Consider the following 23,517-nt stretch of genomic DNA (forward strand, 5'->3'; position numbering starts at 1 on the left):
AAACAACATGCAAATATACAACAAAAAACGAGCGGGAATAATACGGTGGGCTTATAGCCGGGTCCTGATGTTCACGCTTATTGCCGCTGCCAGCGTCATTCCCCACGCGGTACTTGCCGCGGATTGTAAAACCACTGTCGGCTCGACGATGGTCAATATTTCCCCGGTCAACGTCTCATCCGATATCGCGGTAGGGCAATCAATCACGGGCGACCAATCTTACGACAAGGTGGCGTTTGCCACCTGCGAATCGTCGTTTACCTGGAGCAAAACGTTTTATGGGGGAATTACCGCGCAGCTCGGTTATGTCGGCAATTATAACGGGCGCCAGACCTTTAGCACCAATATACCCGGCATTGGCGTGCAGTTTGGGGCAGACATGCCCATTACCTCCAATAAAGGGCACAGCTCCAGCCACAGCGGTTGGATTACGGCGAACTCTAGCGCGCAACTCTTTTCAATGAGCGATATCGGCTGGGGGGAGGTGTTTACCATTTCGATTACGCCAAAACTGAATCTGATTAAAACGGCCACCTCCGTTGGCAGCGGCGCGCTGTCCGGAAGCGTGGGCTACGGTAGCGCCTCGGGGAATGAAGGCAACGCAAAAATCACGGTGAACTTCAGTGGAACAATTTCCGCCAGCGGGTGCACGATCGCCAATAACCAGGATATGACGATTACGCTGGCAGACGCGCACAAGGCCGATTTACCGTCGGTGGGAAGTACCTGGGGGCAAAGCGGCGAAAAAGACATTTCGCTGAGTTGTAATGCCGGAACTAACGTTTACGCCACGTTTTCCGGTAGCCAGGCATCCGGAACAAGCGATACGTCTGTGTTGCAAAATAACGGTACGGCGCAGGGGATCGGCGTTCAGCTGATCGATCTGCATGATGGAAATAATAACCCTATAAACATGAACTATCGATTTAGCCCCGTCACCAATGCAGGGGCGACCGCGACGATCCCCATTGCGGCACGCTATATTCGTACCGGCGACCTGAGCGCAGGATCGGTTGATGCCAGTGCAACCTATACGCTTGATTATGACTAATAAGGGCAGGGAGGCATTATGAAAGGGCATCGGTTATTTCCCCTTATATTAACGGTCGCTGCCTGGCACGCGTCGGCGGCAAGCAATGGTTCCGTACATGTCACTGGAAACCTTTTAACATCAAGCTGCTCGGTCACCAGCGGGACCAATTTAACCTATGATTTATCGACCGCAATGACCGACGATCTGCCTTCGGTAGACTCCACCACGGGGCGGCAGGAGCAAAACATAGTGCTAAGCTGCGATACCGGCGTTGTTGTTTATATGACCATTAACGGCGACCACAGCGCTAATGATAATACCATCCTCAATAATTCCGGCACGGCGCAGGGGGTCGGCATCCAGCTATTGAATGTGAATGACAATTATACCCCCATCGTAATGGGCGATCGTTGGGTATTAATTAACAGCACGGCGGCAACAAATACCGTACCTATCGCTGCGCAGTATATTCGCACCGGAACCCTTGCCACCGGCACGGTGGAAAGTAGTGCTACCTACACCCTGGACTATGAATAATCCTGACTGTCAGCAAAGTGAATGAGAGAACATGATGAATTTCTCGCGACTATTATTTACCTTTTTCATCGTATTAAATGAACTCGTTTTTTCCTTAGCCCAGGCCGAAACCGGAACGATTACCGTCCATGGCGCGGTGGCGAGCAGCGGGTGTTCTGTTTCTGGCGCCACGGATGTCGATATTGGGCTGGGCGATGTACACGATACCGACCTCCCCAGCGTAGGCAGTACCTGGGGACAAAGCGCCGAATACGACATTACGTTAAGCTGCTCCGCCGGCGCCAGGGTGACAATCTCGTTCGCCGGAGACAACGATCCCGACTACGGAGATAACACGGTATTGGAGAATACCGGCACGGCGTCGGGCGTGAGTACGCAGCTCATTGATTTACACGGCGGGGCGAATAGCCCCATAGCGATGGGGTCCAGTTGGACAGTCACCAGCAGCTCGGGGGCATCAGAAACGATTCCGCTGGCGGCGCGCTATATCAGAACAGGCACGGTTGGAGTGGGTACCGTGCTATCCAGTGCGACCTATACGATGAACTATGAATAAGACGGTGCAAGGAGGGGATATGTTGCGATACTTTTGCGCAATGCTGCTTATGGGGATCAACCTTCCGCCCGTGCTGGCGGACGGCGGCCATGTCAATATTGCCGGTAATGTGACTAATGGAGGGTGTACTATTCATGACGGTACTTATTTAACCTTCAATCTGGAGCCGGTAAAAACGACCGATCTACCCAGCGTAGATTCTGTCGCTGGGCGGCAGGAAAAAAACATTTCAGTTATTTGCCCTAAGGGGATATTTCCCTATTTCCAGTTTATTTATACCCCGGCCAGCGGTGGTCAGACGGTGTTAAAAAATAAGGGAACGGCAACAGGCATAGGCGTTGAACTGCTGAATGCCAGCTATGATGATTCGCCAATACATACGCTGGCCTACAGCGTTATGCGGCCAACCTCTGCGGGCAAGTACACCCTTGCCGTTCACTATATAAGAACCAGCCAGGATATGACGCCAGGCACCGTTGAATCCGACGCGGAATATGATTTGGTTTATGATTGATTGGGGGCAGGATGAACGGTACATATAAAATAAAGACGGTCGGCCTGCTGGCGCTATTGCTGATGCTCGTGCCAGGACCAAACGTTTATGCAGAAGGGTATATCGCAATCAATGGTGAACTGCAGGCCGTTGGCTGTACCGTAAACGGGGATGGAAATATTGATGTTCCTCTGGATGGCGTTAAGCTCAATACGCTTAATCAAAAGGGTGCAGTAGCGGGAAAAACGCCGTTCACCATAGGCCTGAACTGCTACAGCAATACTCAGGTTAATATCAGCTTAAGCAGCAGCCACCAGGACAGCTATGGCACGGGCGTATTATCAAACACCACCGGCGACGGCCAGTCCTCGGGCATTGGTATTCAGGTGCTCGATCAGAATAGTGCGCCAGTCACGCTTGGGAAGTCATTTACGGTAATTAACAGCGCCACTGACGGTAGCAATAGTATTCAGCTTTATGCACAATATATCCGGACGGGCGATTCCGTCAGCGCCGGGAGTATTAAAACGGATGCGGATTACACGCTTTCGTATAATTAGCCAAACTGCGCTGGCGCGAAATACGCGCCAGCGTTTCAGCTTATCGGCAGATGTTTAATCTCTACCAGCCGACCGTCATTCAATACGATAGCTTCGTCATTTTTCAGGGTGGAAAGGATCTTCATCACCCCGCTGCGCGATAAATGCGTCTTCTCCCTGATATAGCGCTCGGCCGTGATGCTGGTGCGAAACGCCTCAGGTTCACTCATGAGTTCATGCAGCTGGTGGCAAATCATCTCATAGGCCGTCGGTGCGCTGAGGCGCTTGCTGTAGGCAAACAGCTTCGAGTTAATCACCTGAAGATGCATAGCCAGCGTCGACCAGAGATCTTTCTCGGCGATAAGGGAATGCGCCCGATCGAGAGATAGCGTGGCCAGGCGACACGGTTGCGCAGTGACGACGTAAACATCCCGCACGCTCAAACCAATCATGGACGGAGCGTTAATCGTCGTGACGATTAAATCATCATCAAGGCGATGTACCTCCAGCGCGCCCTTTAACAACAGAATGCACTGCTGTTCATTCTGCTCCTTCAGATATATTCGAACGCGAACAGGATATTCTTTCGTTTTTGCGTAAGGGGATAACTGCTCCACCAAAATAGTTTCGTAAGGTGAAGGCTGATTGGTCGGTAACAGTGCTTGTTTCTTAATCATTATTCAGTGTATAGGCAAAGTGTTAGAAGTAATCGACCCTGACTGCCGTTTAGATGAGGTAAGCACCCGCATTAAAATTTTTCAGGTAGTCGGTGTATGGCGTTCAGCAATCCTTTTTCCATCTCAATAAACCCGCCCTCACGCAGCGTAGAAAGGATACTTAATATCCCGCTGCGGGAAATAATGCTGCGGTCAGAGATGTAATTAACCACGCTTGTTGCACGCCGGAGACTTTCAGGTTCATTGAGCAGTTCTGATAGCAATATCTTAACCACATTGTATGAGTTTTGCTGGGATACGCGCTTGCAGTGACATAAAATCCGGTGAACAACATACTGCAATAAAAACGATAATTCCTTCCATAACTTTTCTTTACGAATTATGTCTAATGCGACAGTTTTCGGGACCTCACTCACAACAGCATCTTCTGGAACCATCATCTTCACGCCAAGTCGGCCCATGGAGGGCGCACTTAAACCAAATATAAAAGGGGCTGTTTCAGTGTTTAATGCCACGTTATCGCTTTCACGAATAACAATGACATGCCCATGGTGTAATAAATAACAGTGGTCGGAATTTTCTGTTGAGTACTTCAGGGTGATATTATTTTTGGGGATTCGCGTTGATTCTTTCTTTAGGGATTCTATAAGTCTTTCAATATCGTGCACAGGTTTGGTGTAGGTAGACATGTGTTGGTGTGGGCTATAGCTGTGAATGAGTAAAAATTATATATCACAATAATTATGTGGGCAATCGGTGCGCGCTGTGAAGATATTCGCGATCCAAAACTAGACTCAGGGTAAATTACCCGGCAAAGGCGCCATATTGAAAATATAACGGTCTAAGAGTAGACCCCAATCCTTTTGTCAGAAAAAAATGCCCTCGCTAATATTACATTCGAAATGACGCGCTGCAGCGAACTGCTGATGTGAGGGTCATTTCAGAAATCTTTATCAATTAAATAATAAGGACCAAAGAATGAAACATAATATTATTGCTTGTGCATTAGCCTGCGCGACCGTTTTTTCTTCCGCCTGGGCTGCTGATGGCACGGTAAACTTTACGGGTGAAATCCTCGACGAAGCTTGCAAAGTGAATATTGGTGCAAACAACACGATGGCTGTTGACCTGGGTAAAGTGTCTAAGGGCGCTTTCAGCGGTAAAGATAGTGAAGCGTCCGTCACTAAGTTCACCATCAAGCTGAAGGATTGCCCGGCGGCGGTTACGTCTGCGAAGGTGAAGTTTGACGGTAAACCAGACGCAGTCGACACCTCTCTGCTGGCAATCGCGCCGGTGACCGGTGCGGCGACGGGCGTGGCGATCAAGCTGATGACCGCCGATAAAGCGGCGCTGGGTCTGCATCAGGTTAACGACTATGCCTATACCCTCAAAAGCCGTGAAGAAAATAAACTGGATTTCTACGCGGGCTATAAAGCAACAGCGGCTACCGTTACTGCCGGTCCAGCTAACTCCGTAGCTAACTTTACCGTTAACTACAACTAATTCTGTTGTTGTATTAAATCGAAGGGCCGGGATCTCGGCCCTTTTTATACCGAGGTATCACATGCTCTCACTGAGTAAATCCCTTATTGCCTGCCTGCTTTTTACTGCGGGTATTTCTGCTGCCAATGCAGGCGTGATCATCGGCGGGACGCGCATTATTTTTGACGGCAATAAAAGGGAATCCTCTATTAGCGTCAGTAACCCCGATACGACGCCATATTTAATTCAGTCGTGGATAGAAACACAGGCGGGCGGCAGTGAGAAAGCCCCGTTCATTATCACGCCGCCATTATATCGACTGGATAAAGATCAGAAAAACGTCGAGCGAATTATTTTAACCGGTTCGGTTCCGCAGGATAAAGAATCACTCTTCTGGCTAAATATTAAAGCTATTCCGTCAGGAGAGCGTAAAGACAACACCCTGCAAATTGCGGTGAAAACCAGAATTAAGCTTATCTATCGCCCGGCAGCGCTGAGCGGCGTCATTCCAGAAGAGCTTGCCGACAGGTTAACCTGGCAGTTCAGCGGGCGTCAGATTCAGGTGACCAACCCAACGAACGTGGTGATGAACTTCAATGAAATAAACGTCAACGGTAACAGGCTGGACGATGTTTCGTATGTATTACCTGGATCAACGGCGCGTTTTGATTTACCGAAAGGTATCACCGCGGGGACGGTGACCTTCAAAATAATTAACGACTACGGCGGCACCGGAAACGTACATAACGCCAGAATGTAATCCGCTCCAGGGTAAATGACGCCTGTTTCGTACGGATGGAGTAACGTTTTTATGATAAAAAATAAGCAGGTAATGTTTAAACCTGCACGCCTCGCTTTTTTGATGGCATTAGCGGCAGGGACACTTTCACCTATCGCCCATGCGCGTGATTATTTTAACCCTGAACTGATTGAACTGGATAACTCGGCGATGAAGGGCGTGGATCTGTCGGCGTTTGAATCCGGTTCGCAGCTGCCAGGCAGCTATCGTGTAGACGTCATTATTGACGATCTCATTGTGGATACCCGTGAAATTGAATTTGACGCAGTAAAAGGCGCTGACGGTGAGGAGTCGCTACAGCCCTGTTTGAGCGTGTCGCAGCTGAAGCGCTGGGGGGTAAAAACCGAGCAATTCCCGACGTTAGGCACGGACGATGAATGTGCGAAGCTGTCGGCAATCCCAAAGGCTTCTGCCGAGTTTTTGTTTACTGCCCAGCGGCTGCTCCTCAGCATTCCGCAGGCCGCACTGTCGCCGCAGGTGCGCGGCTACGTGCCGCCGGAAATGTGGGATGAAGGAATAACCGCAGCCATGCTCAACTATAGCCTGAGCGGTTCAAACACCCGCGTGCAGAACGGGCGTGACAGCAATACGCAGTACGCCAACCTGCGCCCGGGGATTAACGTGGGGCCGTGGCGATTGCGCAATTACACCACCTGGAGTCGGGACGGAAACGGTAGCGACGCGTGGGATACGGTGTACACCTATGCCCAGCGGGCGATCGTCCCGCTTAAGGCGCAGCTCACCGCCGGGGACAGCTCCTCTCCGGCAGACGTGTTCGACAGCATGCCCTTTCGCGGTATGCAGCTGGCCTCTGATGACGACATGATGCCGGATTCGCTAAAAGGCTATGCGCCCGTGGTGCGCGGCATCGCCCGGAGCAACGCGCAGGTGATCATCCGCCAGAATGGCTATCAGATTTATCAACGCTACGTGGCGCCGGGCGCGTTTGAAATTACGGATCTGTTTCCCACCGGCGGAGCGGGGGATCTGGCCGTTACCGTCAAGGAGAGCGACGGCAGCGAGCAGCACTTCACCGTGGCCTTTGCGTCCCTACCGGTACTGCAGCGTGAAGGGCAGATTAAATACGCGGCGACGGGAGGCCAGTACCGCGCCTATAACAGTGAGGTAGAGAAAACCCCTTTCGGGCAGCTGACGGGAATTTACGGCCTGCCTCATGGACTGACGCTGTATGGCGGGGTACAGGGTTCCAGCAAGTATCAATCGCTGGCGCTGGGCGTAGGGAAAAATATGGGCGACCTGGGCGCATTCTCTACCGACGTTATACAGGCATGGTCAACGCCACAGAAGATGCCGAAAAGCCGCGGCCAGTCCTGGCGCATACGCTACAGCAAAAACTTTGTGGAGACGGGTACAAACTTTGCCATCGCCGGTTATCGCTACTCTACCAGCGGGTTTTACGGCATGCAGGAGGTGCTCGACTCTTACGGCGACAGCAATGCGTTACAGGATCGCCGTCGCAATCGTGCGGAGCTGACCATGAGTCAACATCTTGGCGAAAGCTACGGCACGGTGATGTTAAGCGCGATTCGTGAGAACTACTGGAATTCCGCTAAGACCCTGGCGTCTCTTAGCCTGGGATATAACAACGCCTGGAACAGCGTGAGCTATGGGATCGCTTACACCTACAGCAAAAACGGCAGTACCGACAGCAACGGCATGGTGATCCGCTATGATACCGATCGTCAGATTGCGTTAAACATCAGCGTACCGCTGGACGCCTTCTTGCCCCGCACCTGGGCCAGCTACGGCATGAACTCCAGCAGGAATGCCAGCACGACACATAGCCTGGGGCTGAATGGCACCGCGCTGGAAAACAATGCCCTGAGCTGGAGCGTACAGCAAAGCTACGGCACGGATGGCGTCGGTTATACGGGCAGCGTCAACGGCGATTACAAAGGAACCTATGGTGAGGCTTCGTTAGGGTATGGTTACGACAAGGAGAGCAACCGCCTGAACTACGGCCTTCAGGGAGCGGTTATGGCGCATGCCGATGGGGTAACACTTTCTCAGCCGCTGGGTGAAACCAACGTACTGTTAAAGGCTCCCGGCGCGAAAGGGGTGAGCATTCAGAACCAGAGCGGGGCGAAAACGGACTGGCGCGGCTATACCACGGTCAGAGACCTTACGCCGTATCGGAAAAATAACGTGGCGCTGGCAACCGAAACGCTGCCGGAAGATGTTGAGCTGGAATTAACGGACAGAACCGTTATTCCCACCCGAGGCGCAATCGTGAAAGCGGATTATGTGGCGGATGTAGGGATGCGCGCATTAATAACGCTTACGCAGATGAATGGGCAGTCCGTGCCTTTCGGTGCCATTGTGACAGTAGAAAAGGGCGAAAAATCAAAAAGCTTTATTGTAGGCGATAGCGGCCAGGTGTTTATGTCAGGGTTAGAGCCGCAGGGGGCGTTATATGCGAAATGGGGCGACGAGCGTGCGCAGTCGTGTCGGGCAACGTTCACGCTTAATAAAGAAAATCTGCTGAATGGAATAGCATTATCAAAAATGGCGTGCGTATAACTTACTGGATTTAATATCCCTTTTAGCGCCTTTAAAATTCTCATTTCTTTACGGATGTTATTTTGATGATCAATAAATTTAAACTGAATAGGCTGTTAGGCTTATCGCTGATGCTGGTCGGGATTTATTCTTCAGCCTGTTTCGCAGGTTGCAGAATGTACTCATCAGTGAGGGGGGACGTTAATTTTGGAAATGTATACGTGCAAAGGGACGTTGCGATAGGCAGCACGATAGCCTCGACAACCGTCAGGGCAACCGGATCGCGATTAGCGCACTGCGATCCTGGAGCGCAATATCTCAATATAGTGTATTTAGGCGGCGTGAAAACAGGGCTGCGGGATGTCTTTGCCACCAATATTACCGGGGTTGGTATCCGGGGCAAGGTATGGGGAAACTATCCGCTGTCCGTGCCCGCCTCAGCGCAGTACTCTGACGGTTCCACGAGCTTTTACGATAACTACACGCACCACTATGAGCTGGTAAAGGTGGGGGATATACGCTCCGGACAGTTATCTGGCGGCGAAATACTGCGAGTGACCTATGACGGCGGCGGCGTTGGCCTTGTCCATACGGTTACGTCCGCAACAGTAACGCAGCTTAGCTGCAGTATTTCAGGAAATAATATCAATTTTCCGATAGGGAATGTTCCGTTAGCGAATTTTAAAAATAGAATCGGCAGTAATCCGGAGGGATCTACAGTAATAAAAAATTTGCAGCTCAGCTGTGACCCGCAGGCCAATATCCATATCACCATGCGAGGCGCGCAAAACCCCGATGTTTACGACCGCAGCGTATTAGCGTTAACGGGACAGGGTAATAATGATGTTGCAAGTGGCGTTGGTGTGCAATTGCTCTATCACAATATACCGCTGACGTTTAATGAGCGCATTCATCTAAAACGATCCGGGGGCGGGCAGGAGATGTTACCTATTACCGCTCGTTATTATCAAACAAGAGAGTCGGTTTCTGCAGGGAAAGCTAACGCATCAGCGACCCTGGACCTGACCTACCAATAACCATAAGGAAATAAAAATGGCGAAATTATCCATTATCGCTTTGGCGACGCTCGGCTTAATGATGGCAAACAGCAAGATAGTTGCGGCTGATACGGTCAATCTGAATATTACCGGAAACGTGGTTTCCGCGCCGTGCATCGTGAACGGTGGATCGGGGAATATTAATGTCAATCTGGGCGATATTCAGGCGAGCACGCTGGCAGAGGCTTATTCTGCTTCTACGGTGGTTCCATTTGATATCAGATTATCAAATTGCCCGAATGGAATATCAAGAGTAGAAGCAACCTTTACAGGCACCAGCGATCCGGTGGCCGGAACCAGTTTTTACAAGAGCACCGGTACGGCCAGTAACGTGGCGGTAGCATTACTCACGGCGAGCACCGGCACGCTTAAGGGCAACGGAACGACAAGTATTATGCATGTACAAACCGACCGTACTGCCTCATTACCCATGCACGCCAAGGCATACTCACGCATGGGTGGGGCCAGTGCGGGCACCATCAGATCCGTGGTGACGCTGGGCTTTACCTATCAGTAAGCATTGTTCAAGGCGAGTAGGTTGATTCAAATAAAAAAAGCCCGTCAGAGAACGGGCGAAATAAGCAAATGATTTATTGATTCGTTACCTGCCATCAAGGAAGCTAACGACGCGTATTCTATGCGTCTGGCATAATTGCGGATAGCTGACAAATTCGGTAGGTGAAACAAGGGATTAAACGTGCGTTACGGGGCTTCAATGGTCGGGTAAATACTGTTTTCCAGATAGGCGACCAGATACCAAATCTCACCGCTGAAGATAAACCAGAAGCCGAATATAATAAGGCTTGAAATGATTATGATGAGTATAATTTCTGTTTTTCCCATCGCAGATATTACCCACCCTGATTCTGTTTATCCAAGGTGGGCATTGTAGCGAGGGTTTTTAAGACACACCAGTTTTATGCTGCCAGCACTTTATTGCGTCCGTCATTCTTGGCGCGATACAGCGCATCATCCACCCGCTTGAACAGCTCATCGATGCTTTCCCCCTGATTGTGCCGCGCCACGCCGATACTAACCGTGAATCTGGGTAAGCCTGGAATGGTGATATGGGCGACGGCGGCGCGAAGGGTTTCGGCAATCTGCATGGCGGTTTCGAGCGAGGTTCGCGGCAACAGGATCACAAACTCTTCGCCGCCCCAGCGAAAGACAACATCGTCTTTACGACTGCAGGCTTCGAGCATACGCGCCAGGGAGATGAGTACTTCATCCCCCTTCAGATGGCCAAAGGCGTCGTTTATGTTTTTGAAGCGATCGGTATCCACCAGCAGCAGGCTAAACTGCTGCTGCGCAGGAAGGTGAGACGGGTTGGTCTGCTCCGTGATGGTATAGAACTGACGGCGGTTGAGCAGACCCGTCATCGAATCCCGCTGCGCGGCGTATTCCAGCTCTTGCTCCAGGCGCTTTTGCTCGGTGATATCGTGAATGATGCACAGCATCAGTTTGTCACCGTAAATTTCGATGGGCCCCGCATAGGTCTGCACGTGACGGGTTGAGCCATCAGCCAGGCGGTGAATGAAATTAAGGGGTTTATGCCCGCCCGGCAGCGCGGCGATTTCGGTCATTACCGGCAAAATATCCCGGCCGAGAGCGTTTATCTCCCAGGTATGCCTGGCGCACATGTCATCGTGGGAATAGCCGTAAAAGTTAAGTGCCGCCACGTTTGCATCAACAATTTGGCCGTCCCGCGCCGGGTCGATTAAGAGCATCGGCGCGCTATTGGTCAGGAAAAATCGAGCATAAAATCCCTGTTTTTTGCGCTGATAGGTTGCGGACCGGCTGGCTTTGAGACCGGACAGGGCGGGTTGAGGAAGCCCTTCAAAAACGATGACCTCGCCAAACGGTTCGTAGTGGGCAAGGGACAGACGGCAACTCAGGGTCGAGTGCTGCTGATTGCGCCAGACGGTCCAGATTTCGATAATTTCCTGCTCGGTTTTTAGCTCTGGAACATACATTGACAGCTGCTGTTGCGCGTTCGCGGAATAGATGCCTTTGCGCAACTCATCAAGCGATTTATCCTGCATAATCTCAGCGGCAGCCGCGTTGGCAAAGATAATATGTTCAGATGCAGCTGAAATCAGCCACACGGGAGTTTTAATAAAGTTAAGCGCATCAAAACTGTATTGCGACATAGGGAATTCCTGTACATCGGCACAGCGTGCCTGACGATCGCGGTGGAACTGACTCGCGTAGACTCCTCTGAAACATACTCCACTCAATGACATCAGGCATGATTTTTTTGTGAAACAAAGGGGGTATCCGAATTTATTTTCCCGATGGGGATAATTTGTTTATCCGAATTCTTCTGCAGCAGCAGCCACGGAACCTGCTCGGCAGGCAACGGGCGAGAGAACAAAAATCCCTGCAGATAATCGCAGCCAAGGTCGGTGAGTACGGCCTGCTGCTCTTCTGTCTCGATCCCCTCGGCAACGATACTCATCTCCATCGTTCTTGCGATATGAATGATGGTTTCAACCAGCTTGCGGCTTTTTTCATTTTCCAGCATTGAGCTGACAAAGCTTTTGTCGATCTTCAGCTCTTTCGCCGGTAGCACGCTGAGCATCAGCAGGTTGGAATAGCCCGTACCAAAATCATCAATAGAAACCGTTATCCCGGCCTGATTGAACGCATTCAAAAGCTCAATGCTGCGGTCGAGGTTTTTAAGCGCAGTGCTCTCGGTGACTTCGAGGATAAGGCGGGAGGGGGAGAGATCATATTTTTGCAGCATTGACGAGACGATAGTAAAGATATCCGGCTGTTCAAACTGAATCGGGGATAGGTTAAAGGACAGCGTCCACTGGCTGAATCCTTGTTCAGTCCAGAAGTGAAGCTGCCGACAGGCTGCCTCAATCGCCCAGTTTCCAACGGGAATAATCAGCCCCGTTTGCTCCAGCGACGGAATGAACAGGTTGGGGAGTAAAACGCCTTGCTCAGGGTGCCGCCAGCGCAGAAGCGCTTCAAAGCCGTGGATAGTCTTTTGCCCGGCGTACCAGGTAGGCTGATACCACAGCTCAAACTGATCGCGCTCAAGCGCCTGAGACAGCTCCTGCAGGAAACCGGGTTTTGCCGGGACGGCGGTCGACATCTCAGGACGGTAAATCGCCCAGCCGTTGCGTCCTTCCTCTTTGACATGGTGCATGGCCGCGTCGGCCTTCAGCTTCAGCTCATGCAGCGTTTCGCCATGCTGAGGGTAGAGGCTTACCCCGGCGCTGATCGTGCTGTTTAGCGCATGCCCGCAGAGTGAAAGCGGGCGGCGCATATCTTCAAGCAATGCTGAAAGAAGGGCATTTAGCCTCTCGTCATCGCACTCGGGCACCAGCAGGATGAAGGCGTCGGCCCCCAGCCTTGCCAGCGTCATTTCGCGTGTTAATCTGGCGGTGATCCGCTGGGCAAGCGTGATTAACAGCTCGTCGCCGACGTGGTGGCCCCAGGTATCATTGACGCGTTTGAAATGGTCGACATCGAGAAAAATGACGGCAAACTGCTTTTTGCTGAGGAGCGCGCTGTGCAGGCAGTCCTGCATGCGGATATCCATCTGGTGGCGATTGGCAAGGCCTGTAAGCGCATCGAAACGCGCCTGCAGCTCCAGCTGGCCGTTGAGCTGACGAAGATTTTCGGTTAGCCGATTGGTGCGCCAGTGTGAATCAACGAGTGAGATAATGAGCATAAGGCCGAGCAGGCACAGCGTTGTTACCGATACCCATAAAGACAATCCAGATTCGCTGACGCCGCCGGACATTGTGTGGTCCATTTCCCCAAACTGCGCGGCGCTCATCCCCGTGTAATGCATTGCGCAAATGGCCGCGCCCATGACTAGAGACGCAATGATGCGGTTTACAAAGATGCCCTTGCGCTTATCCCGCAGATGAAATGCCAGCCACAGCGCCGCGCCGGACGCGATCGCGGCGATCGCGATAGACAACGCAACGATGCGGCGATCCCAGACGATGCTGCCATTAAGCAGTAATGCGGTCATCCCCACGTAGTGCATGGACACGACGCCGGCGCTGAGGATCAGCGTGGCAAAGAGCAGTCGAAAACGAGAAAGGGATTTACCCGATACGGCGATGTTGATGGCGAGGGTAGAGGCCAAAACGGAGATACCCAGCGAGGCGAGGGTGAGCCACAGGTCATAGCTCATCATCACAGGCATCTTCATCGACAGCATACCAATGAAATGCATCGACCAAATCCCTATCCCCAGCGTACATCCCCCGGCAATACGCCAGAATATTGCCGCTTTACGGCTGGAAAGGGGAATTTTCCCTGCGCTGTCTAATGCCACAAACGAAGCAATAAAGGCCACCAGATAGGAGAGGGCTATTAACACAGGGTCCCACGACACGTTGAGCATTATGCAATCCCACGCCAAAAAAGGTTACGCATTTCGCCTGCCGGGCATCTCTTTCATCTGGCAAAGGACATGCACGTTCAAACAATATTAGTTATTTATCGTGAAAAACGACCAGTCATATTAAAATTTTAGCGTTAATAAAGAATATAAAATATATCATCGTTATTAACGTATTAAGTATTGCTAAACAACGGCGAAGAATTGCAGCAACACTCCTTAAATATGCGGGCGAACGGTCTTTCTCACCTGAGGCGATGGTATCGCTTAAGTCGGGGTGAGGCCAGTATCACAGCAGTCCAGGGCTAACTTTTTCACCAATACGCGCGTTTGCTCTGACCTAAGCTAAATTGCAGATATCTAACGGCGAAACTAAAAACCAGCGCGGTTCGTGAGGACAAATAATCTGGCTGGTGCTATAAACGTTAATGCCGACTAAAATATAAAGTTGTGGGAATAATCATGCTAAGAAATATTAGTGTCAGGACATTCATTATCTATTTCCTTTTATGTGTTTTTTTGGTAAATGCAGGTGTGGTGGCGTTATTATCAACCCAATCTACGCTCTTTATTTCAGTTAATATCATCAATATCATTGCCTTATTTTTGTTATGGACCTACATGACAAAATATCTTGTGACGCCGATCAATACTGTGAAAAAAAGTATTGAAGAAGTGACATCCGGCAATCTTGCGGTATCGATCCCCGAGTTTGGCAATAACTGCGCGGGGCGATTGATTCCCGGCATTAATAGCTTGTCCAGCAGCATTGCCACGCTGGTTCGGGAGATCAGGGCTTCGTCGCAGAATGCCATGACCCTGTCAGAGCAGCTTTCGGCGCGCAGCGCACAGCTCTCGGTGAAAACAGAGCAGCAATCCGCGTCGCTGATTGAAACCGCGGCCAGCATGGAACAGATGGCGGCAAGCACAAAAAATACCGCCGATAACTCGCGCCTGGCCAGCGAGCAGGCCAACGTGGCAACGCTTCAGGCGAGAAAAGGCGGGGAGCTAATGGGTCAGGTTGCGACCAATATGGAGTCAATTACTGAATGTGCTCAGCAAATGACGGAAATTATCTCGCTGATTGACGGAATTGCCTTCCAGACCAATATTCTCGCGCTGAATGCGGCCGTTGAGGCAGCCAGAGCGGGCGATCACGGCAAAGGGTTCTCGGTGGTGGCAGAAGAGGTAAGAAATCTCGCACACCGGAGTGCCGAAGCCGCAAAGAATATTAAAACATTAATTGAAGTGACCAGCAGCAACGTCACCCAGGGCGTGACCGTAGTGTCTGAAGCTGAAAAAAACATGCGTGAAATTGTGGCCGGCTCCGGCAACGTCAGCCGACTGATGGATGACATTTCCGCATCGACCTCCGAGCAGGAAAAAGGGATTTCGCAGATCACGCTGGCGCTGACCGAGCTGGAACGCGTCACTCAGAGCAACGTGGCGATGGCAGAGGAGCTGAACGGGTCATCTGACGTTTTGCGCAATCAGGTCATTGAACTTCAGGCCCGGACGCGGAATTTCAGGCTTGAGCAAGGTTACTCATCACTGGCGGAGGAGCGTTCCTTGCCGGTCCGCCAGCGGCACGAGCACCTGGTGTGATAAGAATATACAGCCTGGTACGCCAGGCTTTTTTATGCCTCGATCCAGCGATTGCGCCCTTGCTGTTTTGCCGAGTACAGCGCTTTGTCGGCCTGGGCGATGACGGCCTGCGCGGTTTGACCAGGCTGCCAGACCGTTAACCCCTGACTCACCGTGACGGTATCGCTTACCGGGGAAAGGGCGTGTTCAAGGGCTTTTGCCCGCAGCGCACGAGAGATGCTTTCGGCGGTGGTTTGCAGCAGATGGGCATCAGCATCAGGGAGTAATACGACAAACTCCTCGCCGCCGACGCGGCCCACGGTGCCGCGGTGAGCCTGAGTGGCTGATTCAAGAATTCTGGCGATCGTGACCAGACAGCTATCGCCATTCTGATGGCCGTAGCGGTCGTTATAAAGTTTAAAGTGATCGACATCCAGCATGATCAATCCAAAACCCTTGCCATCGCGCTCATGGCGGGCGATCTCCTGATCCAACCGCGCCTTGATGGTTCTGCGGTTCGCTATACCGGTTAAGGGATCTTTGCTCGCAAGCATGCTTAACTGATTAATCAGATCGGCGTTTTCCTGCTCGCGACGTAGCGCCAGGATAAACCAGCTGTTAAGAATACGCCTGCCGGATTCGATTAATCCCGCCAGCAAAACCCACTGTAATGCGCTCAGTACGGTGAGCTGGGCCGGATGGAACAACGTTGCAACCAGAATGGTTAACCACACCGGAAGTATAAAACTCAATAGCACCTTCGGATCGAAGTAGAGAGAGATCAGCGCGGTAAACAGCAGGAGGGCGGCAAAGGGGAAAACGATGCGGATATCTTCGCTGTTGATCAGAATATAAAAGCAGGTTGCCCAGCAAAAGCTCAAGCCAACGACGATGCCTTTTGCCAGCCCCACCAGCCAGGAGGCATTTTGTAAGGGGGCCATGCGCAGTATAAAAAGCACTGCGGCAGAGAGCATCAAAACGATAACCATCATGGTTTCCATCAGCCCCGCGGGATGAAGTGGATTGGTTAAGGTTTCGTGCGTAGCGAAAAAACGGCGGCCCAGTATGAACAGCGAAAAGAGGATGTTCACCCACAGGAACCAGCCCATGCTGGTTTTTATCGCAATGGCTCGCATTTCAGCCAGGCGTACATCGAATGCTGCACAGCTCTTTGTTAGCGTCACTCACTTACCTCAGTAAACATTGAGATCACATCGACAGCATTTCATTAACTCTATCCGATCGCCTGCGGCTGTCTACTGGAACCTGTGTGAAAACGTCTAATTCATGAGCTATTTCAGCGCGATGCGGGACAAATTTGTTGCTTAACCCAGGACGAAAGCTAGACTGACAACGAAAGAGATGAAAAGGTGGAGGCCTTGTGGAGAGCATTAAAGGATCGGAACTCAACGTTCCTGACGCTGTGTTTGCGACGGTGTTCGATGGCCGCGGCGGCGCACGGCCGCTGGAAAACAGCGATGAGATTGATAACGAGCATCCATGCTGGCTACACCTCAACTATACCCATGCGGATAGCGCTGACTGGCTGGCGTCGACGCCGCTCCTGCCGAACAACGTTCGCGACGCGCTGGCGGGGGAAAGCCTGCGCCCGCGCGTGAGCAGAATGGGCGACGGTACGCTGATCACGCTGCGCTGTATTAATGGCAGCACGGACGAGCGCCCGGATCAGCTGGTGGCGATGCGCGTGTACATGGATGAACGGCTGATTGTGTCTACGCGCCAGCGTAAGGTGCTGGCGCTGGATGACGTGGTAAACGATCTGAAAGAGGGCACCGGGCCGACCGACTGCGGAAGCTGGCTGGTGGATGTCTGTGATGCACTCACCGATCATGCGAGCGAGTTTATCGAAGAGCTGCACGATAAAATTATCGATCTTGAGGATAACCTGCTCGATCAGCAAATCCCACCGCGCGGTTTTCTCGCCTTGCTGCGCAAGCAGCTGATAGTGATGCGTCGCTATATGACGCCGCAGCGCGACGTCTACGCCCGCCTTGCCAGCGAACGTCTTAGCTGGATGAATGACGATCAGCGCCGCAGAATGCAGGATATTGCCGACCGGCTGGGACGCGGTCTGGATGAGATTGATTCCTGTATCGCCAGAACGGCGGTGATGGCAGATGAGATTGCCCAGGTGATGCAGGAGTCGCTGGCGAGACGAACCTATACGATGTCGCTAATGGCAATGGTGTTCTTACCCAGCACCTTCCTGACCGGGCTCTTTGGCGTCAACCTCGGCGGTATACCCGGCGGAGCCTATCACTACGGCTTTACCGCTTTTTGCGTAATGTTAGTTGTTTTGATTGGCGGTGTTGCGTGGTGGTTGCATCGCAGTAAATGGCTGTAAATTTACACTTTTTCGTGGTTTTACGGGGTTCAAAACGCTCTTTTAATTGAGCGAAGTCAATAAACATCTACCCCGTAAGGTGCAATATTACTCCCGCAGGTGAATGCAACGTCAAGCGATGGGCGTTGCGCTCCATATTGTCTTACTTCCTTTTTTTGAATTACTGCATAGCACAATTGATTCGTACGACGCCGACTTTATAGTCGGCTTTTTTTTGCCTCCTGTTCGTCAGCGACTACCCTAAAAGGGAGAGCGCCTAAACCTGGAGGCAAAGATGAGCATTCCACTCACTCTTCGACAGCGAAATTCAATTCCCGTTGGCCCAGAACCCAACGATCCCGTCCCGATGCCGGACCCTATCCCGCGTCCCCAGCCGATGCCCGACCCGCCGCCGGATGAAGAACCGATTAAAATGTCGCATCAAACCTCGAGATCTGCGAGGATACGCGCCATCTGACCGCAAAGATGACCACGAGAGACGATTGTGACCGCTTTTTCTACCCTGAATGTTCTGCCCGCAGCCCAGCTCGATAACCTCAACGAGTTGGGATACCTCACTATGACCCCTGTGCAGGCGGCCGCGCTGCCGGCCATCCTTGAAGGCCGAGATGTACGGGTACAGGCAAAAACGGGCAGTGGGAAAACCGCGGCATTCGGCCTCGGGCTGCTGCAGCATATTGATGCTGCGCTGTTCCAGACCCAGTCTCTGGTCCTCTGTCCAACCCGCGAGCTGGCGGACCAGGTCGCAGGCGAGCTGCGTCGTCTGGCGCGTTTCCTGCCGAACACCAAAATTCTTACGCTTTGCGGTGGACAACCGTTCGGCGCACAGCGTGATTCCCTGCAGCATGCTCCGCACATTATTGTGGCGACGCCGGGCCGCCTGCTGGATCACCTGCAAAAGGGCACCGTATCGCTTGATGCCCTGCAAACGCTGGTCATGGATGAAGCAGACCGTATGTTGGATATGGGCTTTAGCGATGCGATTGATGAAGTCATTCGTTTCGCGCCTGCCGATCGCCAGACGCTGCTGTTCTCTGCGACCTGGCCAGAAGCCATCGCGGCAATTAGCGGTCGGGTGCAAAAAAATCCGCTCACCATTGAAATCGATACCGTTGACGCGCTGCCCGCCATCGAACAGCAGTTCTTTGAAACCTCGCAGCAGGGAAAAATTACGCTTCTGCAGAAGCTGCTCAGCCAGCATCAGCCGGCCTCGTGCGTGGTGTTCTGCAATACCAAAAAAGATTGTCAGGCGGTATGCGATGCGCTGAACGATGCCGGGCAGAGCGCGTTGTCTTTGCACGGCGATCTGGAACAGCGCGACCGCGATCAGACCCTGGTGCGCTTTGCCAACGGCAGCGCCCGCGTGCTGGTGGCAACCGACGTTGCCGCGCGTGGCCTGGATATCAAATCCCTGGAGCTGGTGGTGAACTACGAGCTGGCATGGGACCCGGAAGTACACGTCCACCGTATAGGCCGTACCGCGCGTGCGGGCAACAGCGGTCTTGCGATTAGCTTCTGCGCGCCGGAAGAGGCACAGCGTGCCAATATTCTGTCTGAAATGCTGCAGATAAAGCTGAACTGGATGAATGCCCCTGGCAATGTGAGCATCGTTCCGCTGGACGCCGAAATGGCGACGCTGTGCATCGACGGCGGTAAAAAGGCCAAGATGCGTCCGGGTGATGTCTTAGGTGCGCTGACCGGGGATATTGGTCTGGACGGGGCGGATATCGGCAAGATTGCGGTGCATCCTGCGCATGTCTATGTGGCGGTACGCCAGTCGGTGGCGCACAAAGCCTGGAAGCAGCTGCAAAGCGGCAAGATTAAGGGTAAAACCTGCCGCGTTCGCCTGCTGAAATAATAAAAATTGCGTCTCAGAAGCCGCTTCTGAGACGCTGCTTTATCACTTCACTTCCACCACGTTCAGACGCAGTTCTTCAAGCTGATTCTCATCTTCTTCCGGCTGCCAGCCCGCCGGCTGCATCGGGATCTCTTCACGATCGAATGCCAGATCGCCGCCGTTTACCACTTCTGAATCGTGGTTAATGCCTTTGAAATCGAAAAGCTCAATGTCCGCCAGGTGGGAAGGCACCACGTTTTGCATGGCGCTGAACATGGTTTCGATGCGGCCCGGATAGCGTTTATCCCAGTCGCGCAGCATATCGCCAATCACCTGACGCTGCAGGTTTGGCTGCGAACCGCACAGGTTGCATGGAATGATCGGGAACTCTTTAGCCTGGGAAAAACGTTCGATATCTTTCTCACGGCAGTAGGCGAGCGGGCGGATCACAATGTGCTTGCCGTCGTCGCTCATCAGCTTCGGAGGCATACCCTTCATTTTGCCGCCGTAGAACATGTTCAGGAACAGCGTTTGCAGAATATCGTCACGGTGATGTCCGAGCGCAATTTTGGTCGCGCCCAGCTCCGTCGCGGTACGGTAGAGGATGCCGCGGCGCAGACGCGAGCAGAGAGAGCAGGTGGTTTTCCCCTCCGGGATCTTCTCTTTCACAATACCGTACGTATTTTCTTCGACGATCTTGTACTCTACGCCAAGCTTTTCCAGGTACTCTGGAAGAATGTGCTCCGGGAAACCCGGCTGTTTCTGGTCAAGGTTAACCGCCACCAGAGAAAAATTCACCGGTGCGCTTTGCTGAAGATTACGCAGGATCTCCAGCATGGTGTAGCTGTCTTTACCCCCTGAGAGGCAGACCATAATGCGATCGCCTTCTTCAATCATGTTGAAGTCCGCAATGGCTTCGCCAACGTTACGGCGCAGGCGCTTTTGCAGCTTGTTCAGGTTGTACTGTTCTTTTTTGTTAATCTCTTGATTTTGCGACATTTATAATTTACTCAAATCTCAAAGGGGGCACCGGTGGGGCAAAAATGGCCATCAGGGCACCAGCATCGCATTATGGTACGGATTGCGGCGGCGAATACCAGCACGTTTTACAATACTGCTGCTAATCTTTTCAGTGGCACAAGGGAGCTATGAAATGAAGAACAAAGACGAACAAACAGGGTTGGTTGGGCTGGCGATCGGTGCTGCGGTCATTGGTCTGGTTTCATCGCAGGAAACCATTAACCGCGAAAGCATTGTCGCTGAACTAAGACGGCTTGGCAGGCAGAAGGGGGATGGGGTGGAGGATGAGGTTTTTGTTAAGGCCGCTGAACTGGTAAGTAAAGGGGTGTAACCATGGCAGAGATCCGTAACGCGCAATGTCATTGCGGGGCAGTAGCCTTTACGGTTGAGCTAACCGACGGGCTCAATACGGCGCGGCGCTGCAGCTGTTCTTTTTGTCGGATGCGGGGGGCAGTGGTGGTTTCCGCGCCGTTAACGGGCATCACCGTGACCAAAGGCCAGGACAAACTGACCGAGTACCGTTTTAACACGGGAACGGCGCGGCACTTCTTCTGTTCGGTCTGCGGGATTTACACGTTCCGCCAGAGGCGCTCTAACCCTGATCAGTACGGGGTTAACGTCGCCTGCTTCGAAAATGTCACTCCGTTCGATTTCCCGGAGGTGGCGGTGATGGACGGCGTTAACCACCCTGCGGATGGCGACAGCGGCGTATTTGGCTATCTGTCGTTTCGACGGAAAGACGACGATTAGTCTGCATCCAGCGCGTTTAAGAGAACGCCCAGATGGTGAACAATACCGCCAAAATCGAAGATTAGCGCAATCCAGATGCAGCCTAAAAGGGCAAGCAGAGTCAGTGAAACGCGGGTAAACACGCAAATATCCTTATATGCACTCAACGTTGTATTTCACTGTACCCTGATTTCCTTAAACTTGCCCTTAACAACCCCGTCGTAGAAGCGGCCTTTTGAGACAACGCTCAAAAAATCAGTAAAAATGCGGGGGGGAACGGACTGATACCGCAGCGTGGTGCGGTTGCGAAAGCGAACTTCAAGCGTGGCGCTGGGTTCATCGTAGGCAACAGAGGCAATGCGCGATGATATGACAGGATGATGAACCATGGTGTTAGGCCTCGTATCGCGTATAACAAGAGCCTTATCATCTATCATGACGGTTGCGGTATGCAAGCTGAAAGTAATATATGCTTTACCGTTAAATATAAAAGAGTTAGCCCGCAAAATTTTGCGGGCTATTGCGATTAGAACTGGTAAACCAGGCCTAAGGCTACGATATCATCAGTGCCGATACCGTTATTTTTGTAGAAGCTGTCATCTTCGTCCAGCAGGTTGATTTTATAATCAACATAGGTGGACATGTTTTTGTTGAAATAGTAAGTTGCGCCAACGTCAGCGTATTTCACCAGATCCTTATCACCTTCGCCGTTACCCAGATCTTTGCCTTTTGACTGCAGGTAAGAAATAGCCGGGCGCAGACCGAAGTCGAACTGGTACTGTGCGGTTACTTCGAAGTTCTGGGTTTTATTGGCAACGGCGTATTTCTTGTCACCGTATGGCGTCATATTGCGGGTTTCGGAATACATGGTCGCCAGATAAACGTTGTTAGCATCGTATTTCAGGCCTGCGGTCCACGCATCCGCTTTATCGCCGCCCGCGGTGGTACGCGTCACCTGGTCGTTGGTACGGTCAGAAGAGGCGTAAGCAGCACCTGCGCTGAAGCCCATGCCAATGTCGTAAGTGGTGGAGATACCGAAGCCGTCGCCGTTTTCATGACGGGTGTCGCGACCGTTGTTGGTGCCTTCCTGGTTATTGTTGCCGGACTCGTTATTGCCCTGATACTGCAGCGCAAAGTTCAGACCCTGCACCAGACCGTAGAAGTCGGTATTACGGTAGGTTGCCACGCCGTTGGCACGGCCGGTCATAAAGTTATCGGCATAGGTATAGGAGTCGCCGCCGAACTCCGGCAGCATATCGGTCCAGCCTTCTACGTCGTACAGCACGCCGTAGTTACGACCATAGTCGAATGAACCGTAATCACCCACTTTCACCCCTGCGAACGCCAGACGAGTCCAGGACTGGTTGTCAGAACCTTCGGTGTTATTCGCCTGAATGTTGTATTCCCACTGCGCGTAGCCGGTCATCATGTCATTAATCTGGGTTTCGCCTTTGAAGCCCAAACGCATATAGGTCTGATCGCCATCTTTAGAGGAATCATCAGAGAAGTAATGCAGGCCATCTACTTTTCCGTACAGATCCAGTTTATTACCGTCTTTGTTATAAATTTCTGCAGCGTGTGCAGCGCCAGCCATTAAGATAGCCGGAATCATGAGAGCCAGTACTTTTCTTTGCATTGTGATATTCCTTTGCAGTTGTTTTTATTTAATTACGTATTGAACTTTCCAAATGGGAAAGATGTCTCATGCTAAATCACTACCGTAAGGAGTAATAAAGTATAATTGTTACTAACTAAGTAAATTCTAAACCGAATAATGCAAAGGAAATGATGATTAGTTTGATGAATGAATTAACAGAAAATATACAAAATAAAAATTATTAATTTCTCCCTAAAGACGGTACGCTTTGCGCCGTTATATGCCTTTAAGATTTCTTCATCCATAATTCGTGTGAATATAA

General features: G+C 51.8%; 26 protein-coding genes. 16 read left to right on the top strand and 10 right to left on the bottom strand.

What is annotated here, in order from left to right:
• Nucleotides 1-67 precede the first annotated feature (67 nt).
• From E0L20_RS02180 to E0L20_RS02200, 5 genes are read left to right on the top strand one after another with little or no spacing between them, the layout of a single operon-like run.
• Nucleotides 68-1,051 carry a fimbrial protein gene (locus tag E0L20_RS02180; protein WP_165500672.1) on the top strand — a complete coding sequence of 328 codons (984 nt, stop codon included), beginning with the start codon at nt 68-70 and terminating at the stop codon, nt 1,049-1,051.
• An 18-nt stretch (nt 1,052-1,069) separates the two neighbouring features.
• Complete coding sequence (locus tag E0L20_RS02185; RefSeq protein WP_131632471.1) at nt 1,070-1,570, top strand: fimbrial protein; 501 nt, start codon at nt 1,070-1,072, stop codon at nt 1,568-1,570.
• A 31-nt stretch (nt 1,571-1,601) separates the two neighbouring features.
• Entirely contained in the window at nt 1,602-2,126 is a 525-nt protein-coding gene (locus tag E0L20_RS02190) for a fimbrial protein (protein ID WP_131632472.1), read from the top strand.
• A gap of 19 nt (nt 2,127-2,145) precedes the next feature.
• The gene (locus tag E0L20_RS02195; protein ID WP_165500673.1) at nt 2,146-2,640 is read left to right on the top strand and encodes a fimbrial protein; all 495 of its coding nucleotides are present in this window, start codon (nt 2,146-2,148) and stop codon (nt 2,638-2,640) included.
• An 11-nt stretch (nt 2,641-2,651) separates the two neighbouring features.
• A complete protein-coding gene (locus E0L20_RS02200; protein WP_131632474.1) occupies nt 2,652-3,179 on the top strand; it encodes a fimbrial protein in 528 nt (175 codons plus the stop codon).
• 35 nt (nt 3,180-3,214) lie between these two features.
• Here E0L20_RS02200 and E0L20_RS02205 read toward each other — a convergent pair whose 3' ends face one another.
• Both E0L20_RS02205 and E0L20_RS02210 read right to left on the bottom strand, forming a co-directional pair.
• Nucleotides 3,215-3,835 carry a helix-turn-helix domain-containing protein gene (locus tag E0L20_RS02205; RefSeq protein WP_131632475.1) on the bottom strand — a complete coding sequence of 207 codons (621 nt, stop codon included), beginning with the start codon at nt 3,833-3,835 and terminating at the stop codon, nt 3,215-3,217.
• 71 nt (nt 3,836-3,906) lie between these two features.
• Nucleotides 3,907-4,524 (bottom strand): helix-turn-helix domain-containing protein, encoded by a 618-nt coding sequence (locus tag E0L20_RS02210; RefSeq protein WP_131632476.1) that lies wholly within the window; start codon nt 4,522-4,524, stop codon nt 3,907-3,909.
• A gap of 289 nt (nt 4,525-4,813) precedes the next feature.
• Between E0L20_RS02210 and E0L20_RS02215 the strand changes: the two genes are divergently transcribed.
• From E0L20_RS02215 to E0L20_RS02235, 5 genes are all read left to right on the top strand, one after another.
• Nucleotides 4,814-5,338, top strand: coding sequence for a fimbrial protein (locus tag E0L20_RS02215; protein WP_131632477.1), 525 nt, complete (start codon nt 4,814-4,816; stop codon nt 5,336-5,338).
• Nucleotides 5,339-5,399: 61 nt separating this feature from the next.
• Nucleotides 5,400-6,077, top strand: a complete 678-nt coding sequence (locus E0L20_RS02220; protein WP_131632478.1) for a fimbrial biogenesis chaperone — start codon at nt 5,400-5,402, stop codon at nt 6,075-6,077.
• A 72-nt stretch (nt 6,078-6,149) separates the two neighbouring features.
• On the top strand, nt 6,150-8,657 hold the full coding sequence (locus E0L20_RS02225) for a fimbria/pilus outer membrane usher protein (RefSeq protein WP_242673377.1): 2,508 nt from the start codon (nt 6,150-6,152) through the stop codon (nt 8,655-8,657).
• Nucleotides 8,658-8,722: 65 nt separating this feature from the next.
• Nucleotides 8,723-9,673 carry a fimbrial protein gene (locus tag E0L20_RS02230; protein ID WP_207389432.1) on the top strand — a complete coding sequence of 317 codons (951 nt, stop codon included), beginning with the start codon at nt 8,723-8,725 and terminating at the stop codon, nt 9,671-9,673.
• Between the two features lie 16 nt (nt 9,674-9,689).
• Nucleotides 9,690-10,211 (top strand): fimbrial protein, encoded by a 522-nt coding sequence (locus E0L20_RS02235; protein ID WP_131632481.1) that lies wholly within the window; start codon nt 9,690-9,692, stop codon nt 10,209-10,211.
• A 185-nt stretch (nt 10,212-10,396) separates the two neighbouring features.
• On the opposite strand, the gene E0L20_RS23845 is transcribed toward E0L20_RS02235, so the two are convergent.
• From E0L20_RS23845 to E0L20_RS02245, 3 genes are all read right to left on the bottom strand, one after another.
• Complete coding sequence (locus tag E0L20_RS23845; RefSeq protein ID WP_165500674.1) at nt 10,397-10,537, bottom strand: Ecr family regulatory small membrane protein; 141 nt, start codon at nt 10,535-10,537, stop codon at nt 10,397-10,399.
• A 74-nt stretch (nt 10,538-10,611) separates the two neighbouring features.
• The gene (locus E0L20_RS02240; protein WP_131632482.1) at nt 10,612-11,844 is read right to left on the bottom strand and encodes a sensor domain-containing diguanylate cyclase; all 1,233 of its coding nucleotides are present in this window, start codon (nt 11,842-11,844) and stop codon (nt 10,612-10,614) included.
• A gap of 92 nt (nt 11,845-11,936) precedes the next feature.
• Nucleotides 11,937-14,066, bottom strand: a complete 2,130-nt coding sequence (locus tag E0L20_RS02245; protein WP_131632483.1) for a putative bifunctional diguanylate cyclase/phosphodiesterase — start codon at nt 14,064-14,066, stop codon at nt 11,937-11,939.
• A 459-nt stretch (nt 14,067-14,525) separates the two neighbouring features.
• Between E0L20_RS02245 and E0L20_RS02250 the strand changes: the two genes are divergently transcribed.
• Nucleotides 14,526-15,668 carry a methyl-accepting chemotaxis protein gene (locus tag E0L20_RS02250; RefSeq protein ID WP_131632484.1) on the top strand — a complete coding sequence of 381 codons (1,143 nt, stop codon included), beginning with the start codon at nt 14,526-14,528 and terminating at the stop codon, nt 15,666-15,668.
• Nucleotides 15,669-15,700: 32 nt separating this feature from the next.
• Here the strand turns inward: E0L20_RS02250 and E0L20_RS02255 are convergent, their stop codons facing one another.
• Complete coding sequence (locus tag E0L20_RS02255; protein ID WP_131632485.1) at nt 15,701-16,831, bottom strand: GGDEF domain-containing protein; 1,131 nt, start codon at nt 16,829-16,831, stop codon at nt 15,701-15,703.
• Nucleotides 16,832-17,028: 197 nt separating this feature from the next.
• Here E0L20_RS02255 and zntB point away from each other — a divergent pair, with 197 nt between their 5' ends.
• The 3 genes from zntB to dbpA all read left to right on the top strand — a co-directional run bounded on the left by zntB (nt 17,029) and on the right by dbpA (nt 19,870).
• Nucleotides 17,029-18,012: a zinc transporter ZntB gene (gene zntB / locus E0L20_RS02260; RefSeq protein ID WP_131632486.1), complete on the top strand. Its 984-nt coding sequence runs from the start codon at nt 17,029-17,031 to the stop codon at nt 18,010-18,012.
• A 274-nt stretch (nt 18,013-18,286) separates the two neighbouring features.
• Nucleotides 18,287-18,469, top strand: a complete 183-nt coding sequence (gene ynaL / locus E0L20_RS24170; RefSeq protein ID WP_131632487.1) for a proline-rich small protein YnaL — start codon at nt 18,287-18,289, stop codon at nt 18,467-18,469.
• A 27-nt stretch (nt 18,470-18,496) separates the two neighbouring features.
• On the top strand, nt 18,497-19,870 hold the full coding sequence (gene dbpA / locus E0L20_RS02270) for an ATP-dependent RNA helicase DbpA (protein ID WP_131632488.1): 1,374 nt from the start codon (nt 18,497-18,499) through the stop codon (nt 19,868-19,870).
• A gap of 42 nt (nt 19,871-19,912) precedes the next feature.
• Here dbpA and ttcA read toward each other — a convergent pair whose 3' ends face one another.
• Nucleotides 19,913-20,848 carry a tRNA 2-thiocytidine(32) synthetase TtcA gene (ttcA, locus tag E0L20_RS02275; protein WP_131632489.1) on the bottom strand — a complete coding sequence of 312 codons (936 nt, stop codon included), beginning with the start codon at nt 20,846-20,848 and terminating at the stop codon, nt 19,913-19,915.
• Nucleotides 20,849-21,002: 154 nt separating this feature from the next.
• Between ttcA and E0L20_RS02280 the strand changes: the two genes are divergently transcribed.
• Nucleotides 21,003-21,200 carry a hypothetical protein gene (locus E0L20_RS02280; RefSeq protein WP_131632490.1) on the top strand — a complete coding sequence of 66 codons (198 nt, stop codon included), beginning with the start codon at nt 21,003-21,005 and terminating at the stop codon, nt 21,198-21,200.
• A gap of 2 nt (nt 21,201-21,202) precedes the next feature.
• The gene (locus E0L20_RS02285) at nt 21,203-21,619 is read left to right on the top strand and encodes a GFA family protein (protein ID WP_131632491.1); all 417 of its coding nucleotides are present in this window, start codon (nt 21,203-21,205) and stop codon (nt 21,617-21,619) included.
• Here E0L20_RS02285 and E0L20_RS24175 read toward each other — a convergent pair.
• The 3 genes from E0L20_RS24175 to ompC all read right to left on the bottom strand — a co-directional run bounded on the left by E0L20_RS24175 (nt 21,616) and on the right by ompC (nt 23,234).
• Nucleotides 21,616-21,741 (bottom strand): hypothetical protein, encoded by a 126-nt coding sequence (locus E0L20_RS24175; RefSeq protein ID WP_263609578.1) that lies wholly within the window; start codon nt 21,739-21,741, stop codon nt 21,616-21,618. The two genes, E0L20_RS02285 and E0L20_RS24175, sit on opposite strands and share 4 nt — an antisense overlap.
• Nucleotides 21,742-21,774: 33 nt before the next feature.
• Nucleotides 21,775-21,987, bottom strand: coding sequence for a KTSC domain-containing protein (locus E0L20_RS02290; protein ID WP_131632492.1), 213 nt, complete (start codon nt 21,985-21,987; stop codon nt 21,775-21,777).
• Between the two features lie 137 nt (nt 21,988-22,124).
• On the bottom strand, nt 22,125-23,234 hold the full coding sequence (ompC, locus tag E0L20_RS02295; protein WP_131632493.1) for a porin OmpC: 1,110 nt from the start codon (nt 23,232-23,234) through the stop codon (nt 22,125-22,127).
• Nucleotides 23,235-23,517: the final 283 nt, after the last annotated feature.

The organism is Enterobacter wuhouensis, assembly GCF_004331265.1.
Taxonomy (GTDB): Bacteria; Pseudomonadota; Gammaproteobacteria; order Enterobacterales; family Enterobacteriaceae; genus Enterobacter; species Enterobacter wuhouensis.

Bases quoted from the DNA above. Each gene is read 5' to 3' on its own strand.
- E0L20_RS02215 (WP_131632477.1), top strand. From the start codon at position 4,814: ATGAAACATAATATTATTGCTTGTGCATTAGCCTGCGCGACCGTTTTT.
- E0L20_RS02250 (WP_131632484.1), top strand. From the start codon at position 14,526: ATGCTAAGAAATATTAGTGTCAGGACATTCATTATCTATTTCCTTTTA.
- ompC (WP_131632493.1), bottom strand. From the start codon at position 23,234: ATGCAAAGAAAAGTACTGGCTCTCATGATTCCGGCTATCTTAATGGCT.
- E0L20_RS02195 (WP_165500673.1), top strand. From the start codon at position 2,146: ATGTTGCGATACTTTTGCGCAATGCTGCTTATGGGGATCAACCTTCCG.
- E0L20_RS02290 (WP_131632492.1), bottom strand. From the start codon at position 21,987: ATGGTTCATCATCCTGTCATATCATCGCGCATTGCCTCTGTTGCCTAC.
- E0L20_RS23845 (WP_165500674.1), bottom strand. From the start codon at position 10,537: ATGGGAAAAACAGAAATTATACTCATCATAATCATTTCAAGCCTTATT.
- E0L20_RS02200 (WP_131632474.1), top strand. From the start codon at position 2,652: ATGAACGGTACATATAAAATAAAGACGGTCGGCCTGCTGGCGCTATTG.
- E0L20_RS02245 (WP_131632483.1), bottom strand. From the start codon at position 14,066: ATGCTCAACGTGTCGTGGGACCCTGTGTTAATAGCCCTCTCCTATCTG.
- E0L20_RS02240 (WP_131632482.1), bottom strand. From the start codon at position 11,844: ATGTCGCAATACAGTTTTGATGCGCTTAACTTTATTAAAACTCCCGTG.
- E0L20_RS02235 (WP_131632481.1), top strand. From the start codon at position 9,690: ATGGCGAAATTATCCATTATCGCTTTGGCGACGCTCGGCTTAATGATG.
- E0L20_RS02205 (WP_131632475.1), bottom strand. From the start codon at position 3,835: ATGATTAAGAAACAAGCACTGTTACCGACCAATCAGCCTTCACCTTAC.
- E0L20_RS02280 (WP_131632490.1), top strand. From the start codon at position 21,003: ATGAAGAACAAAGACGAACAAACAGGGTTGGTTGGGCTGGCGATCGGT.
- E0L20_RS02220 (WP_131632478.1), top strand. From the start codon at position 5,400: ATGCTCTCACTGAGTAAATCCCTTATTGCCTGCCTGCTTTTTACTGCG.
- E0L20_RS02230 (WP_207389432.1), top strand. From the start codon at position 8,723: ATGATCAATAAATTTAAACTGAATAGGCTGTTAGGCTTATCGCTGATG.
- E0L20_RS02225 (WP_242673377.1), top strand. From the start codon at position 6,150: ATGTTTAAACCTGCACGCCTCGCTTTTTTGATGGCATTAGCGGCAGGG.
- E0L20_RS02185 (WP_131632471.1), top strand. From the start codon at position 1,070: ATGAAAGGGCATCGGTTATTTCCCCTTATATTAACGGTCGCTGCCTGG.
- E0L20_RS02180 (WP_165500672.1), top strand. From the start codon at position 68: ATGTTCACGCTTATTGCCGCTGCCAGCGTCATTCCCCACGCGGTACTT.
- E0L20_RS02285 (WP_131632491.1), top strand. From the start codon at position 21,203: ATGGCAGAGATCCGTAACGCGCAATGTCATTGCGGGGCAGTAGCCTTT.
- E0L20_RS02210 (WP_131632476.1), bottom strand. From the start codon at position 4,524: ATGTCTACCTACACCAAACCTGTGCACGATATTGAAAGACTTATAGAA.
- ynaL (WP_131632487.1), top strand. From the start codon at position 18,287: ATGAGCATTCCACTCACTCTTCGACAGCGAAATTCAATTCCCGTTGGC.
- E0L20_RS02190 (WP_131632472.1), top strand. From the start codon at position 1,602: ATGATGAATTTCTCGCGACTATTATTTACCTTTTTCATCGTATTAAAT.
- ttcA (WP_131632489.1), bottom strand. From the start codon at position 20,848: ATGTCGCAAAATCAAGAGATTAACAAAAAAGAACAGTACAACCTGAAC.